Source organism: Methylobacterium sp. E-066 (assembly GCF_022829635.1).
Lineage (GTDB): Bacteria > Pseudomonadota > Alphaproteobacteria > Rhizobiales > Beijerinckiaceae > Methylobacterium.
Genome location: NZ_JAKSYO010000209.1, coordinates 21858 through 36179, shown reverse-complemented (window position 1 = coordinate 36179; position 14322 = coordinate 21858). Strand labels below are relative to the sequence as shown.

Sequence of the window (14322 nt, the reverse complement as noted above, 5' to 3'; positions counted from 1 at the left end):
CCGCGGCAAGACCCACAAGCAGGCCCTCATCGCCTGCGCCCGAAAGCTGCTCATCTACGCCAACACCGTCCTCGGCCGCGGCACGCCATGGCGTGCCGCGGCCGAGCCCGCATAACGGTTGCTCAGGATGAGGGCGCGGGTGGGAAGGCTGATGGGTTTGCTCGCTATTCTCAGCGTGATTGCGAGTACAGCGAAGCAAACTTGGGACTACACCGGATCCGCTTGAGAATGGCCGCTTGCGACTCAACCCGGCCGCCTGAATCGCAGTGCGCGCTTTCCACAAGCGGTCATTCGTCAGCCGTCCGGCAACTTCGGCTCGGGGTGGGAAGCGGCCTTCGGCGCCGCGGCCGTAACCGGACGTTCAAGCCAGCAGCGGTTGGTCTGATTTGGGTGCGCCTTTAGCGAACCGGCCCTCTCAGCCGCTTCCGAGCCGAAGCAGTCGATCAAGTCAGTACGGTTGAGTATGGCTTTCGCAGCTTAGGGTATGCCGTTCACACCGTGCAGACGGTAGCGGAACGTCGGCGAGGCGTTGGTGGTAGGCAGCGATAGCCGGGTAGCTAGGGCACTCCATAGGGGTCATTTGCCAACGGTTCACAGAGAGGTCGAGGACTACGTCGGCGAGCTTGAAAGTGGTGCCAGTCGCAAAAGGGCCCGTCGAAATGAGATATCGGTCCAGAATGCTCATCGTCGTATTCCGAGCCTCTTCCCCCGCCGCGACCCTGTCGGGATGAGTGTGTGCTGGATCGCGACGAACGAGGCCGAGGAAGGCTGCACGCCAAAACGAGTTTAATTCGGTCGCTTGCCAGTCCATCCATTGTTCGACGAGATCGCGTCCACGCGGATCGGCGGGGAGTAGATCGGTTCGAGCGGCTACCCCAGCGACGTAGCGGCAGATCGTGTTCGACTCTCACAGGGTCCCCGCTGCGTCTTCGATCACGGGCACGAGGCCATTCGGGTTGAGGGCCAGGAATTCCGTGGAGTCCGCTCGTTTGAAGCGGCTGCCGTAATCCAGCCGAACATAATGCAAGTCGATTCCAACGCAGGTCCAAAGCACCTTGGGTACTTTGATCAAACTGAACTTGCCGAGAATGCGTATTATGAAAGACGGGACTGCCGCAGGCGTGGCGATGGGGTGTGGTCATAGCTCATTCGGCGCCCACAGTCCGTTATGGGCATGGACATATTTCCAGGGGTAATCGCCTGTGAGGAGGGAAATGTTTACTTCCCTCCTCCGCGTAATACATATCAGAATATGTCAGACATCCTTGGCCATTTGATCGAGGGTAGTTTTTTCACTATCCTCTAATTTTTTCATTCCAGCATCGAATTGGGTAAAAGCAGCTTCTCTCTTTTTTATTAGCTCGGAAAGTTGTTGTGGTAGATTAACTGCTGTACCATCGGAACCAACGACGTTAGTTGGATCGGCGCCTATTGTTTTGATGTAAGTAATTGACGCATTGAGTTTGTTAATTCCATCCTCGAAAGCAGCAGAAGCTTTTGCTTTCTGAGCGTTTAAGTCTGTTCTAAGGCATGTAAAAAGCTGGCTTGTGTCACTAGAAACTTCTTTTATCTGTTGTGACTTGGTAGATGATATACTCGAAGTAAGCTCTTCACTCTGTTTTTTCATTTTGCTTGCGTTGAGGTGTGCCTCTTTTAATTTAAATTGAGGAAGGCCAATAATGAACTTTTGTTGTTGTATACTAAATTCAGGTATACCCATAACAAATGACGTATCTGCAAAATTAAACTCTGGTATTAGCGTTTTAACATTTTGCCGCTGCATAAATGTTTTGGGTAAATTTGTGATTATATCACTCCATTTTACTGTACAACTAGGTATAACGGCATGGTCGCATGTAAATTCAGGATACTGCCCAGTTTTTGTAGGAACCATCACAACACTAGGCGTGTCGAATATAATTTCTTGCATTTTCATGGTTACCTGTGGGACGCCAAGTGTAATTTTCTGGTCTTTTATGGTAACGGTAGGAGTTCCAAACTGTATTGTAGTATCTGCCCAAGTTACTTCGAACTCAGCAGTAGCCTCACCTTTAATCTGATTGCCTGTTTTCTGATAATCCTCATAAATTGGCTTATATTTTCCTTCAATATTTGAGATCTGCGATTGATATACAGTGCAATCTTCCGAGTGAGCACACAAAGGGATCATTGCTGCTGTGATGACGAAAACAAAACATTTCATCATTCGCCTCCATCAAACCAACGCTCGATCCAAATCCACTTAGATACTGGATGCGTCGAGGAGCATGATATTTACATCTGACTTCACAGTATAGAGATAAATTAATAAGACTTCTCAACCTTAGATTGTAAATATGCCACATTGAGCGCATTGCGCAATCTCTGGTAGGGTGTCTGCGCAAGAGAGGCTCACTGACGGCGCCCATCCTCGCCAGCTCGCTACCGCTGAAAGTTGCAAGGAGAGCTTAGTCGCGAGCTGAAAACGTTCAAACGGCCATTGGAACGGTACAAATTGGGTATGGCCCGGGCGGACCATAGCCATCGGTCTGTTTTGAATGTTCGTTGGGATCATCCAAAACGGACTTTCTTAACCGAATCAATCATAGCAGACCGGCAAGCCAGAATGCCACGTAGCGGACATAGTGAGGGTCTGCTTGGGGTCGTGAGCGGGCACGACGGCGGTGTGTGCTTGTGCCAACTCTCGCCCGGAAGCGGACCGTCGCAAATCCACCCCTCTGGGACGGGATTACGGCCAAGTTGATTGGCTCACACCGGAGAGCAGCGGGCAATGCCCGGCCTGCGCGTATCCCGGACCGCGCCAGGAGGCGCGTGATCACGAGGTGGGACAACCGGGGCGCCCAAGAAACCCGGTCCCGGTCAGATCGACGGACAGCGCCCACAGCCGCTCAGCCTCTTCAGGATCCACGGCATAGGCCTGGACGCCGACGAACGGCTCACCGGCCGCCTCCGCCCGCACGGCGACATCGCAATCCTCGCAATAGAGGCCGCCCAGCCCGTCGAGCAGCGGTGACGTTGCGGCCCAGACCTGGGTGGCGGCGCCCTGGGCCGGGCTCTTGAAGGTCGGGTCCGCGGGCGCACCAGTTGCGTCGAGCCAGCCCTCCGCGATCATCTCGGCCTGGGTCAGGTGGCGCTGGAGCGGCGTAAAAATTTTCCCCGGGTGCAGCGAGAAGGCGCGGAGGCCCCGGTCCCGGCCGAGCCGGTCGAGATGGACCGCGAACAGGGCGTTGGCGGTCTTCGCTTGGCCGTAGGCGCGCCACTTGTCGTAAGCGGACGTGAAGTGAAGGTCGTCCCAGCGGATCGGCGAGAGGTAGTGCCCGGCCGAGGACACTGCGATCACCCGGGCGCCGGCCCCGAGCAGCGGCAGGAGGTGGTTGGTCAGGGCGAAGTGGCCGAGATGATTGGTGGCGAATTGCGCCTCCCAACCCGGCCCGACCCGCATCTCCGGGCACGCCATCAGGCCGGCATTGTTGATGAGCCAGTCGATCGGCCGGTCGGTGGCCAGGACGTGCTCGGCGAAACGCCGGACGCTGGCGAGGTCCGACAGGTCGAGGGCGTCGACCGTCGTCCGGGAAATGTCCTGCGTCGCGATCCGGGCGGCGTCCGGATTGCGGGCGGCGACGAGGACATCGGCGCCCGCGGCAGCGAGCGCCCGGGTGGTCTCGAGGCCCAGGCCCGAATGGCCTCCGGTGACGACGGCGAAACGGCCCGTCAGATCCCGCCCGGCCAGGACATCGGAGGCGGTGCTGCGGGCGCTGAAGCCCGAGCCGAGCGGTTTTTGCTGATCGATCATGATCCTGCTCCGCGGCGGCGCAGAGGGGCCGCCGGATCGCCGCGATGATCGACGGAAGACGGCGGACGCTCCATGCTGCGCCGTCCGCGAATCCTGCGCGGGCGTCCGGTTCGTGTTATGGATCCGCTCTCCGACGTGCTGTCGCTGCTGAGGCCCCGCAGCGCCTTCAGCGCCGGCCTCGATGCCGGGGGCGATTGGGCGATCCGCTTCCCCGCCCATGACGGGATCAAGTTCAACGCGGTGGTGCGGGGCGCCTGCTGGGTGGCGGTCGAGGGCGAGGCCGAGCCGGTCCGGATCGCGGCCGGCGACTGCTTCCTGCTGACCCGGGGCCGGCCGTTCCGCCTCGCCACCGATCTGGCGCTTCCGGCGATCGAGTCCGCCACGATCTACGAGCAAGCGGTGGACACTGTCGCGACCTGCAACGGCGGCGGCGATTTTTTCCTGGTCGGCGGACGGTTCTTCTTCGCGGGCGATGCGGCCGGGCTGCTGTTCGATGCGCTGCCGGCGATCGTGCCGATCCGGGATGCCTCGAACCAGGCCGCGATCCTGCGCTGGGCGCTGGACCAGCTGGCCGCGGAGCTGCGCCAGGGCGCGCCGGGCGGCGCGCTGATGGCCGACCATCTCGCGCAGATCATGCTGCTCCAGGTGCTGCGGCTCTGGCTCGCCTCGGAGCGGCCGACCGGCTGGCTCGGGGCGCTCGCCGATCCAAGGCTGGCCCGGGCGCTCACGGCTCTGCACGCCGAACCGGCGCGGCGCTGGACGCTGGCGGAACTCGCCGCATGCGCCGGCATGTCGCGCACGACGTTTGCGGAACGGTTCAGCGCGGTGGTCGGGCAGACGCCCCTCGCTTATCTCACCGGCTGGCGGATGCAGCGTGCGGCCGACCGGCTGCGGCGCTCCGACACGAGCGTCGCCGAGATCGCCTATTCGGTCGGCTACGAATCCGAGACCGCGTTCCGCACCGCCTTTCGCAGGCGGATGCTGTGCACGCCGATGCAGTATCGGCGGGGAAGGGACGCATTGTTGCTGCACCGCACCCTGCGCTAAAGCTCGTCCGGAAACGGTGGAGGCCGGATTTTCGGACGCGATGCCGCGACACCGAAACCGGACCGCCGGGACGCTGTCCGAGACCGAGCCGCGATGACGCCTTCCCTCTGGACCCGCCTATCGAATCCCAGTCACTTCATGCGCTGGTCCGGCGCCGTGGTGCCGTGGCTCGCCGTCCTGTCGGTGGGACTCGTCGGCCTGGGGCTGTACCTGACCTTCTTCGCCGTGCCGCCCGACTACCAGCAGGGCGAGACCGTGCGGATCATGTACATCCATGTCCCGGCGGCGTGGCTCGGGGTGTTCTTCTACGGCGCCATGAGCCTGTCGGCGATCGGCACCCTGGTCTGGCGCCATCCCCTGGCCGACGTCGCCCAGCGCGCCGCGGCGCCGATCGGGGCGGCGTTCACGCTGATCTGCCTCGTCACGGGCTCGCTCTGGGGCAAGCCGATGTGGGGGACCTACTGGGTCTGGGACGCGCGCCTGACCTCGATGCTGATCCTGCTGCTGATCTATTGCGGCATCATCGCCCTGTGGCGCACCCTCGAGGAGCCGAACCGCGCCGCCCGGGCCGTGGCGATCCTGACCCTCGTCGGCGCGGTGAACCTGCCGATCATCAAGTTCTCGGTGAACTGGTGGTCGACCCTGCACCAGCCGGCCTCGATCCTGCGCATGGGTGGATCCAGCATCGACCCGTCGATGCTCTACCCACTGCTGATCATGATCGGCGCGGCCACGCTCGGCGGGACCACGCTCCACCTCTACGCGATGCGCACCGAGATCATGCGCCGCCGGGTGCGGACGCTGACGATCCGCGAGGCCGAGCGCCTGGACCGCACCCAGCCGCGCCTCACGCCGAAGCCCGCCGGGATGCCGGTCGGGCAGCCGGTCTAGGATCGTATCGATGGATCTCGGCTCTCACGGCGGCTTCATCGTCGCCGCCTACGGCTTCACGGCCCTGGTCATGGCCGGCCTGATCGGCAACGCGATCCGCGACCGGCGGGCGCAGCGGCGCGCCCTCAAAGGCTTCGGGGAGGAGCGGCGGTGACCGGCGACGACATCACCGACCGGCCGCCCCCCGTCCGCCGCTCGTTGCTGCTGGTGGTGCCGGTGCTGGCGTTTGCCGCGCTGGCTGCGGTGCTGTTCCTGCGCCTGCGCTCGGGCGCCGACCCGGCGGCGCTGCCCTCGGCCATGATCGGCAAGCCGGTGCCGAGCTTCAGCCTGCCGGCGGTGCCCGGGCTCACGGTCGGGGACGCTCCGGTGCCGGGCCTGTCCAGCGCCGACCTGAAGGGCCAGATCACGGTGATCAACGTGTTCGCCTCGTGGTGTGCCCCCTGCCAGGTCGAGCACCCGATGCTGATGCGGCTCGCTCGGGAGCCCGGCATCCGGCTGGTCGGCATCGACTACAAGGAGCCGAACCCGGCCGCCGGCCAGCGCTTCCTGGCCCGGCACGGGGTGCCGTTCACCGCCGTCGGGGCCGATGCCGACGGGCGCGCGGCGATCGATTTCGGCGTCTACGGCGTGCCCGAGACCTTCGTGGTCGGGCCGGACGGGGTGATCCGCGACAAGCTCGTCGGCATCCTCACGCCGGACAATTACGCCAGCGTGCTCACGCGGATCCGGGCGGCCGGGAAGGTCGCGGACGCGCGCTAAAGCATCATCCCGAAAGGTGGCCGCCGGCTTTCGGAATAAGATGATGCTCGATCAAGAGCCTTATTCGCCCGGCTGCGGCTCCTTGCGCTCGTAGCGGGTGAGCAGCGGCGTCTGCGCCAGGGCGAACACCACGGTGAGCGGCATGATGCCGAACACCTTGAAGTTGACCCAAAAGTCTTCGGTCTGGGTCCGCCACACCACCTCGTTCAGCGCCGCCAGAACGAAGAAAAACAGACCCCAGCGGAATGTGAGCTTGCGCCAGCCCTCCTCGGTGAGGCTGAACATCGAATCGAGCACCACCGACAGCAGCGAGCGCCCGAACGCGAGGCCGCCGAGCAGCACGGTGCCGAACAGCGCGTTCACGATGGTCGGCTTGACCATGATGAAGGTCTTGTCCTGAAGCGCCAGCGTCAGCCCGCCGAACACCACCACCACCACGCCGGAGACGAGCGGCATGATCGGCAGCCGCCGCACCAGGGCGAAGTGAACCGCCAGCGCCACAACGGTCGCCGCGATGAACACGCCGGTCGCTACGAACAGTTTTTGATCGGGCGCGACGCCGAGTTTTTCCGAATAGGCGTTGCCCAGGAAGAAGATGACGAGCGGCCCGAGTTCCAGCGCCAGCTTCATGAGGGGCGGCAGGTGGCGGCGGGGAGGAACGGATTCGATCTGCATGCGCCTCAGTTGGCTCGGATGCGGCTCTCGCGCTAGGCTGGAGGCCGGGCTGGCGGTTTCGGGGCTGTGTGGAACGCGGGGCTTACGATGTCCATCACGATCGACAACGCCGAGGTCGAGGCGCTGCTGGCCGACCTCACGGCAACGACCCACCGCGCCGCGCCGGACCTGTTGCTGGAGCTGCTCCGGCGGGAGCGGGAGCGGGTGGAGGACGAGGCGGAGCGCCGCATCGCTGAGGGCCTCGCGGCCGACGAGGCGATGCGCCGTCGTCTCAGCGCGGGCTCGATCGACGAGATCCCGGCCTACGATGAGAACGGCTTGCCGGTATAAGGACCATCGTCATCGAAGGTCCCAGCATTTACCCCGTCATTCCGGGGCCGCGAAGCGGAGCCCGGAATCCAGAAGCGCCGGTGGAGCAGGCCTAGCGCGGTTGACGGCTCTGGATTCCGGGCTCGCCTGCGGCGCCCCGGAATGACGAAGTGGTTGATAGCGCGGCTTCTGCGAAGCCTCGGGGTCTTCTCCAAGCAGGACAGTCCGGGTCAAACACCTTGAAAGGGCTGCCGGTCGCCGCGGTCTTGGACGGTGCACTAATCCTTCTCCAGCCCGGCGATCGCCCGGGCGAAATCCCGGGCCGCGAACGGCTCCAGATCCTCCACGCCCTCGCCGACGCCGATGAAGTGCACCGGCAGGCCGAACTTGGCCGCGAGCGCCACCAGGATGCCGCCGCGCGCCGTGCCGTCGAGCTTGGTCATCACGAGGCCCGAGACCGGCGCCGCCTGGGAGAACAGCTCCACCTGCGAGATCGCGTTCTGGCCGACGGTGGCGTCGAGGACGAGGAGCGTCGCGTGCGGCGCGTCCGGGTCCTGCTTGCGCAGCACGCGCACGATCTTCTCCAGCTCGGCCATCAGCCCGGCCTTGTTCTGGAGCCGGCCGGCGGTGTCGATCAGCAGCACGTCGGTTCCCGCAGCCGCCGCCTGCTTGAGCGCGTCGAAGGCGAGTCCGGCCGCGTCCGCCCCCTCGCCGCCGCTCACCACCGGGGTGCCGGTGCGCGCACCCCAGACCTTGAGCTGCTCCACCGCCGCCGCCCGGAACGTGTCGCCGGCCGCCAGCATCACGGTCCGGCCCTCGGCGCGCAGCTTCGAGGCGAGCTTGCCCAGCGTCGTCGTCTTTCCGGCGCCGTTGACGCCGACGGTGAGGATCACGAACGGCTTCTTCGTACTGTCGATGGACAGCGGCACCGCCACGGGCTCCAGCGCCCGCTCGACTTCCGTCGCCAGGATCGCCCGGACCTCGTCGGGGGAGATGCCCTTCTCGTAGCGGCCCTTGCCGACGGCATCCGAGATCCGCGTCGCGGTCTCCAGGCCGAAATCGGCCTGGATCAGGGCGTCCTCCAGATCCTCCAGGGTATTGGCGTCGAGCTTGCGTTTGGTGAACAGGCCGGTCACCCGGTCGGACAGGGCCGACGAGGTCCGCTTCATCCCGGAGGTGAGCCGGGTCCACCAGCCCTTGGCCTCGGGCTCCCGGTCCGGCCCGGCGCCGGCATCGTGGGCGAGCGCGGCGGCGGAATCCACCGGCTGGATGTCGGGCATCGGCTCGATCACGGGCTCCCGGTTCGCGTCCCCGGTATCGACCGGGTCGGCGCCGTGGGCCGGGTCGTCCCCGGCCGTGCCGGCGGGGGGCCGCTCGGGCTCGCCTGCGATCGGCAACAGATCCGCACCCTCGACCACGTCGGCGACGGGGGGCTCGGTTTCGTCGGGCGGCAGCGGGATATGGGCGACGTCCTCGGCCCCGGTGGCGTAGTCGGGCTGGCCCTCGGAGGGCGAGGCCGGCGCCTCGGCGGGCAGCCCCGTCTCGGTCGTCTCCTCGGTCGTCTCCTCGGCCGTACCGTCGCCCGTGCCCTGGCCCTTGCGCCCGAACAGGCGCCCGAACCAGCCGGGCTTGTCCTCGCTCGCCATGAAATCGCGTCCTCGCCCCACCTTGCCCACCCGGCCTTGAGCCACTAGCCCGGCCGGATGTCACTCACCTTCGACATAGGTGCCCGCCTCCTCTACCGCGATGCCCTGCTGCTCGTCATCGACAAGCCGCCGGGCCTGCCGGTCCATCCGGGCCCGCGCGGCGGCGAGACCCTGACCGATCATCTCGACGGCCTCCGCTTTGGCCTGCCGCGCCGTCCCGAGGCCGCGCACAGGCTCGACCGCGACACCTCCGGCTGCCTCGCGCTCGGCCGCCACGCCAAGGCGCTGGCCCGGCTGGGAAAGCTGTTTTCCGGCAGCGCCGTGGACAAGACCTACTGGGCGGTGGTCGAGGGCGGCCCCGACGCGGAATCCGGCCGGATCGACCTGCCGCTCGCCCGCCGCTCCGACGATCCGCGCTCCTGGTGGATGAAGGCCGACCCGGCAGGCGACCCGGCCTTGACCCATTGGCGCGTCCTCGGCCGGGCCGGCGGTCGCACTTGGCTGGAGCTGAAGCCAATCACCGGCCGCACGCACCAGCTCCGGGTCCATTGCGCCGCCTCCGGCTGGCCGATCCTAGGCGATTCGATCTACGGCAGCGGCCCGCGGGGCGGCAGCCTGCATCTGCACGCGCGGACGCTGACGATCCCGCTCTACCCGAAGCGCGACGCGATCACTGTCGAGGCGCCACCGCCGCCGCATATCGCAGACGTTGTTGCGGGGATGGGCGGCTAGGCCGGCCTACGGTTTTTGGCTGACGGGCTGCACGGCAATGGTGGCGCTGGACGAGCGATTCGATCCGGAACCGTATCGAGCGGTCAAACAGGCGCTACGCCCTATGGCCCAGTTGTGCTGCACGGGAGCGCGCGTGATGGGACACGTCACGTCTGTGATCCGGTCCAAACCGCGCGAACGCCGCACAAGCGTGTCCGTGGCGAGACTTGATCGCATGCGGGGCTGCCCCCACAGTGGCCGCGACGGATCCCGCCTGCCGGCGGCTTCATGGTGAGACCAGGCTAGAGCGACCGATGGCCGCCCGCGACGACAACGAGAATAAAATACAGCCGCTGGCACGGCCCGGGATCTATCTCGGGCGGATGGTGATCTTTCTGATCCTGGTGGGCTTTTTGGCCTTCATCCTGTTCAGGCAGATCACGCCGGCCTTCCTGGCCAATCCGGGGCTCAACGGGCTGATCCTCGGGGTGCTGCTGATCGCGGTGCTGATCGCCTTCGGGCAGGTGTTTCGCCTCTACCGCGAGGTCGGCTACGTCAACGCGGTGGCGAGCGGCGGCCAAGCCAAGCAACCGCCGGCTTTGCTGGCGCCGATGGTGCCGATGATCGCCGGCCGGAAGACCGGTGCGCTCCTGCCCGGGACCTCCGGCTACCTCGACACAATCGCGGCCCGCCTCGACGAGGATCGCGAAATCCTGCGCTACATCGCCGGCATCCTGATCCTGCTCGGCCTGCTCGGCACGTTCTGGGGCCTGATCGACACCCTCTCGGCGGTCGGCGGCGTGATCAAGGGCATGCGCGGCGGCGGCGATGCCGGGGTGATGTTCGACGAGCTGAAATCCGGCCTGGCCGTGCCGCTCTCCGGCATCGGGCTCGCCTTCTCGGCCTCGCTGTTCGGTCTGGCCTCCTCGCTGATCACCGGCTTCCTCGAATTGCAGGCCGGCCAGGCCCATGCCCGTTTCCACAACGAATTGCAGGATTGGCTCCTCTCCGGCCAGGCGGTGGCCGAGCCCGCGGGAGCCGGCGCGATCCGGCCGGCCGCAGCCGGCACCCAGGACCTCAAGGAGGCGATCGAGCGGCTCACCGCCATCGCCTCCGAGGGCGGTGGCGGCCGGGCCGCGACGCTCGCCATGACCAACCTCGCCGAGGGCATCCAGGGCCTCGTCCAGCACATGCGCGCGGAGCAGCAGATGATCCGCGACTGGGTCGAGGCCCAGGCGAGCCGCGAGCGTGAGTTGAAGCAGGTGCTCGATCGGCTCGGCCGGGAGCGGGTGTAGTGGCCTCGACCGCGGCCCGGTCCCGACGACCCCTCAACGTCTGGCCCGGCTATGTCGACGCCCTGGCGACGCTGCTGCTCGCCGTGGTGTTCCTGCTCACCGTCTTCGTGGTCGGGCAGTTCTTCCTGTCGCAGGAATTGACCGGGCGGGACGCCACGCTGGTCAAGCTCAACCGCCAGATCGCCGACCTCACCGATCTGCTGGCCCTGGAACGCTCGAACCGCCGCAACCAGGAGGACGAGGTGCGCAACCTCCGCACCACGCTGGCCGGCGTCGAGGTCGAGCGCGACCAGGCCAAGTCCCAGGCCGAGGCCGCGACCGTCAGCCAGGGGGCTGCCGGCGCCCTCGACAAGCAGCTCGAGGCCGAGCGCGGCGCGACGAAACGGGCACTGTCCCAGGTCGATCTGCTGAACGAGCAGATCAGCGCCATGCGCCGCCAGCTCGCGGCGCTGGAGGATGCGCTCGCTGCCTCCGAGAGCCGCGACCGCGAATCGCAGGTGCGCATCGCCGAGCTCGGCAGCCGGCTGAATGTCGCCCTGGCTCAGAAGGTCCAGGAGCTCGCCCGCTACCGCTCGGACTTCTTCGGGCGCCTGCGCCAGATCCTCGGCAACCGCCCGGACATCCGCGTGGTCGGCGACCGCTTCGTGCTGCAATCCGAGGTGCTGTTCCCCGGCGGCTCGGCGACCCTGAAGCCCGAGGCCGGCCCGGAACTCGACCGGATCGCGGGGGCCATCGCTGACCTCGCCAAGCAGATCCCGGCGGACCTGCCCTGGGTCCTGCGGGTCGACGGCCACACCGACGCGCGGCCGATCAACACCGCGCAATTCCCCTCGAACTGGGCCCTCTCGGCCGCCCGGGCCATCGCGGTGGTGCAGTACCTCGCCGGCAAGGGAATCGCGCCCCAGCACCTCCTGGCCGGCGCCTTCGGCGAGTTCCAACCCCTCGACGCCGGTACGACCGAGGAGACCTACGCCAAGAACCGCCGGATCGAGATGAAGCTCACGGAGCGGTAGGGGGCCAAGTCCTGCGTCCCGGGTGTTGAATCGCCGGTGACGTTTTTGGGCCTGGATCTCGATGCGCCGTCATCAAGCGGATATTTAATCCGCGCCTGTAACAGCCTGTTTGATCGCACGCTCGCAGTCGAATGATGGTTCGGCCGATGGCGATCCCAATCTCTCCCCTCATCCTGAGGTGCTGCGCAGCAGCCTCGAAGGAGGCCTCCAGGGATCGCGCGGCCGGCTGGAGGGCTCCTTCGAGGCGCCCGCTGCGCTTCGGCACCTCAGGATTAGGGCGAGGATGGGAAAGACCAGTCAAACAAGCTCCAAGAACTTTATCGATGTGATTTCAAGAAAAAAACAAAAATCGATCACATTTGATCCGGATCGGCCCTGTTTAACTTGGAATTAGCCATTTCGACCCATCGTGCCGTCCAGGTGGGGATGGGGTCACGGATGTCCAAGCTTGCCCTTTCCAGGTGCGCGGGTCTCGTCGCCGTCTTCGCGGTGCTTGGCGGGCTGCTGGCTGCGGGTCCGAGCTGGGGCGTTCCGTCAACGGGGGCACCAGCAATGCTCGATCCGCTTGCCCTCAGCGGTCTCGTCGCTCTGGTCGTCGCGGTGAGCGGCGGCGGATGGGTTCTCGCGCGGTCGCGGTTCACCGCGCGCCAGGGCGTCCTGACCGCTGCCGCGCGCAGCCACAGCCTGGATGATCCCGAGGCTGCGGTGATCCTCATCGAGCAGCGCGCGGATGCCGACGCGATCGCGGCGGCGGTTCAGGTCTTCCAGGATGGGTTGAGCCGCATGGGCGTGGGTGAAGTCCCGGCGCCCGCGACGAGCGCGCCCGGCTCGATCGCGGCCATGGCCGCGCAGACGAGCGTGATGGCGCTCAGAGCCACCCTTGCGGCGGCGCAAGGCGCTGCGGCCGGAGACGGCTTCCGGGGCGCCGCTGCCCGGGTGAAGGCGCTGGCCGAACAGGCCGCGATCGCCTCCCAGGCATGCCGGATCGCGGCGGCGCCCGATCAGGATCTGGCTGCCGGCGGCCGCGTTGCGGAACCGACTCACGACGTCCGCGCGGCGTCGGCCCCGATTGCGGCCATGTCGGATCGGCAAGAGACGGGCCGCCGGCTGAGCCGCACCGTCCGCGCCGCCTGAGGCAGGGGGAGTCGGCTCAGGCTCCCCGGCCAGCCAGCGTGTCCTTGTAGGCAAACACCCCCGGCGTGCCGCCGGTCATCAGGAACAGTACCGAGGAGCCCGCCGGGTAAAGCCCAGCGCGCACGTCGTGCAGCAGGCCCGCGAAGGCCTTGCCGCTATAGACCGGGTCGAGCAGCTTGCCTTCCGTTCGCGCCACGAGCCGGACCGCCTCCAGCATGCCCTCCGTGGGGATGCCGTAGCCGGGGCCGCGATGGCGCCCGTCGAGGTTGATGTCCTCGGGCGACACGCGCCGCTCGGCGCCGATCAGGGCCAGGGTGGCGTTGGCCTTCTCCAGCACCTCGGCCCGGGCGCGGCCCTCCTCGGCGAGCACCGCGAAGGATTTCGCCAGGACCGGGTCGAGGCCCATCGCGGCGAGGCCCGCGACGAGGCCCGCATGGGTGCCGGCGCTGCCGTTGGCGGTGATGATCTGCGCGAAGGAGAGGCCCATGGCCTCCGCCTGGCTGAGGATCTCGGAGGCGGCGTTGGCGTAGCCGAGGCAGCCGGTCGGGCTCGATCCACCGGAGGGGAAGACGTAGGCGTGGCGGCCCTTCGTTTTCAACTCGGTAGCCCGGGCCTCCGCGGCCGCCAGCGAGTCGGCCTCGCCCGGCAGCTCGTGGACGGTGGCGCCGAACACGTCGTCGAGCAGGCGGTTGCCGTTCCCCGTGTAGTCCGGGTCCTGGCGGGGCACGCTGCGGGTGAGGAACAGCTCGCAGGCGAGCCCGGCCTGCGCCGAGGCCGCCGCGGTGAGCCTGGCGTGGTTCGACTGGATGGCGCCGACGGTGATCGCGGTATCGGCGCCCTCGGCCTTGGCGGCGCCGAGCAGGTATTCGAGCTTGCGCAGCTTGTTGCCGCCGAGCCCGATCCCGGCGACGTCGTCCCGCTTCACGAAGATCCGCACGCCGTTCAGGGCCGCGCCGAGGTGGCGCATCAGCCCGTCCAGGGGCTCGATCGGGGTCGGCTGCGCGAGGAACGGCAGGCGCGGGAAGCGGGCGAGGTCGAGACGGGTCATC

Annotated in this window: 14 protein-coding genes; 9 read left to right on the top strand and 5 right to left on the bottom strand. The window is 66.5% G+C overall.

The annotated features are described in order from the left end of the window. Window positions 1-1255: 1255 nt before the first annotated feature. A complete protein-coding gene (locus MKL20_RS31330; RefSeq protein ID WP_244039958.1) occupies window positions 1256-2206 on the bottom strand; it encodes a hypothetical protein in 951 nt (316 codons plus the stop codon). 609 nt (window positions 2207-2815) lie between these two features. Then, window positions 2816-3793, bottom strand: a complete 978-nt coding sequence (locus MKL20_RS31325) for an SDR family NAD(P)-dependent oxidoreductase (protein WP_244039957.1) — start codon at window positions 3791-3793, stop codon at window positions 2816-2818. Window positions 3794-3910: 117 nt separating this feature from the next. Between MKL20_RS31325 and MKL20_RS31320 the strand changes: the two genes are divergently transcribed. The 4 genes from MKL20_RS31320 to MKL20_RS31305 all read left to right on the top strand — a co-directional run bounded on the left by MKL20_RS31320 (window position 3911) and on the right by MKL20_RS31305 (window position 6490). Beyond that, complete coding sequence (locus MKL20_RS31320) at window positions 3911-4840, top strand: AraC family transcriptional regulator (RefSeq protein ID WP_244039956.1); 930 nt, start codon at window positions 3911-3913, stop codon at window positions 4838-4840. Between the two features lie 93 nt (window positions 4841-4933). Beyond that, window positions 4934-5731: a heme ABC transporter permease gene (locus MKL20_RS31315; protein ID WP_244039955.1), complete on the top strand. Its 798-nt coding sequence runs from the start codon at window positions 4934-4936 to the stop codon at window positions 5729-5731. Between the two features lie 10 nt (window positions 5732-5741). Continuing rightward, window positions 5742-5885: a heme exporter protein CcmD gene (ccmD, locus tag MKL20_RS31310; protein ID WP_243973245.1), complete on the top strand. Its 144-nt coding sequence runs from the start codon at window positions 5742-5744 to the stop codon at window positions 5883-5885. Continuing rightward, entirely contained in the window at window positions 5882-6490 is a 609-nt protein-coding gene (locus MKL20_RS31305) for a DsbE family thiol:disulfide interchange protein (RefSeq protein WP_244039954.1), read from the top strand. The genes ccmD and MKL20_RS31305 overlap by 4 nt, the downstream gene beginning before the upstream one ends. A gap of 60 nt (window positions 6491-6550) precedes the next feature. Here the strand turns inward: MKL20_RS31305 and MKL20_RS31300 are convergent, their stop codons facing one another. Further along, on the bottom strand, window positions 6551-7165 hold the full coding sequence (locus tag MKL20_RS31300; protein WP_244039953.1) for a septation protein A: 615 nt from the start codon (window positions 7163-7165) through the stop codon (window positions 6551-6553). Window positions 7166-7252: 87 nt separating this feature from the next. Between MKL20_RS31300 and MKL20_RS31295 the strand changes: the two genes are divergently transcribed. Next, on the top strand, window positions 7253-7495 hold the full coding sequence (locus MKL20_RS31295; RefSeq protein WP_244039952.1) for a hypothetical protein: 243 nt from the start codon (window positions 7253-7255) through the stop codon (window positions 7493-7495). A gap of 257 nt (window positions 7496-7752) precedes the next feature. Here the strand turns inward: MKL20_RS31295 and ftsY are convergent, their stop codons facing one another. Beyond that, complete coding sequence (gene ftsY, locus MKL20_RS31290; RefSeq protein ID WP_244039951.1) at window positions 7753-9120, bottom strand: signal recognition particle-docking protein FtsY; 1368 nt, start codon at window positions 9118-9120, stop codon at window positions 7753-7755. Window positions 9121-9177: 57 nt separating this feature from the next. On the opposite strand from ftsY, the gene MKL20_RS31285 reads away from it, so the two are divergent. From MKL20_RS31285 to MKL20_RS31270, 4 genes are all read left to right on the top strand, one after another. Then, window positions 9178-9852, top strand: a complete 675-nt coding sequence (locus MKL20_RS31285; RefSeq protein WP_244039950.1) for an RluA family pseudouridine synthase — start codon at window positions 9178-9180, stop codon at window positions 9850-9852. A gap of 293 nt (window positions 9853-10145) precedes the next feature. Next, window positions 10146-11126, top strand: coding sequence for a MotA/TolQ/ExbB proton channel family protein (locus MKL20_RS31280; protein WP_244039949.1), 981 nt, complete (start codon window positions 10146-10148; stop codon window positions 11124-11126). Continuing rightward, on the top strand, window positions 11126-12139 hold the full coding sequence (locus tag MKL20_RS31275) for a peptidoglycan -binding protein (protein WP_244039948.1): 1014 nt from the start codon (window positions 11126-11128) through the stop codon (window positions 12137-12139). The genes MKL20_RS31280 and MKL20_RS31275 overlap by 1 nt, the downstream gene beginning before the upstream one ends. A gap of 438 nt (window positions 12140-12577) precedes the next feature. Further along, a complete protein-coding gene (locus MKL20_RS31270) occupies window positions 12578-13273 on the top strand; it encodes a hypothetical protein (RefSeq protein WP_244039947.1) in 696 nt (231 codons plus the stop codon). A 16-nt stretch (window positions 13274-13289) separates the two neighbouring features. Here MKL20_RS31270 and MKL20_RS31265 read toward each other — a convergent pair whose 3' ends face one another. Then, a complete protein-coding gene (locus MKL20_RS31265) occupies window positions 13290-14321 on the bottom strand; it encodes a D-cysteine desulfhydrase family protein (protein ID WP_244039946.1) in 1032 nt (343 codons plus the stop codon). Window position 14322: the final 1 nt, after the last annotated feature.

Coding starts and splice junctions, on each gene's coding strand:
- MKL20_RS31330 (WP_244039958.1), bottom strand. CDS start 2,206: ATGATGAAATGTTTTGTTTTCGTCATCACAGCAGCAATGATCCCTTTG.
- MKL20_RS31325 (WP_244039957.1), bottom strand. CDS start 3,793: ATGATCGATCAGCAAAAACCGCTCGGCTCGGGCTTCAGCGCCCGCAGC.
- MKL20_RS31320 (WP_244039956.1), top strand. CDS start 3,911: ATGGATCCGCTCTCCGACGTGCTGTCGCTGCTGAGGCCCCGCAGCGCC.
- MKL20_RS31315 (WP_244039955.1), top strand. CDS start 4,934: ATGACGCCTTCCCTCTGGACCCGCCTATCGAATCCCAGTCACTTCATG.
- ccmD (WP_243973245.1), top strand. CDS start 5,742: ATGGATCTCGGCTCTCACGGCGGCTTCATCGTCGCCGCCTACGGCTTC.
- MKL20_RS31300 (WP_244039953.1), bottom strand. CDS start 7,165: ATGCAGATCGAATCCGTTCCTCCCCGCCGCCACCTGCCGCCCCTCATG.
- MKL20_RS31295 (WP_244039952.1), top strand. CDS start 7,253: ATGTCCATCACGATCGACAACGCCGAGGTCGAGGCGCTGCTGGCCGAC.
- ftsY (WP_244039951.1), bottom strand. CDS start 9,120: ATGGCGAGCGAGGACAAGCCCGGCTGGTTCGGGCGCCTGTTCGGGCGC.
- MKL20_RS31285 (WP_244039950.1), top strand. CDS start 9,178: ATGTCACTCACCTTCGACATAGGTGCCCGCCTCCTCTACCGCGATGCC.
- MKL20_RS31280 (WP_244039949.1), top strand. CDS start 10,146: ATGGCCGCCCGCGACGACAACGAGAATAAAATACAGCCGCTGGCACGG.
- MKL20_RS31270 (WP_244039947.1), top strand. CDS start 12,578: ATGTCCAAGCTTGCCCTTTCCAGGTGCGCGGGTCTCGTCGCCGTCTTC.
- MKL20_RS31265 (WP_244039946.1), bottom strand. CDS start 14,321: ATGACCCGTCTCGACCTCGCCCGCTTCCCGCGCCTGCCGTTCCTCGCG.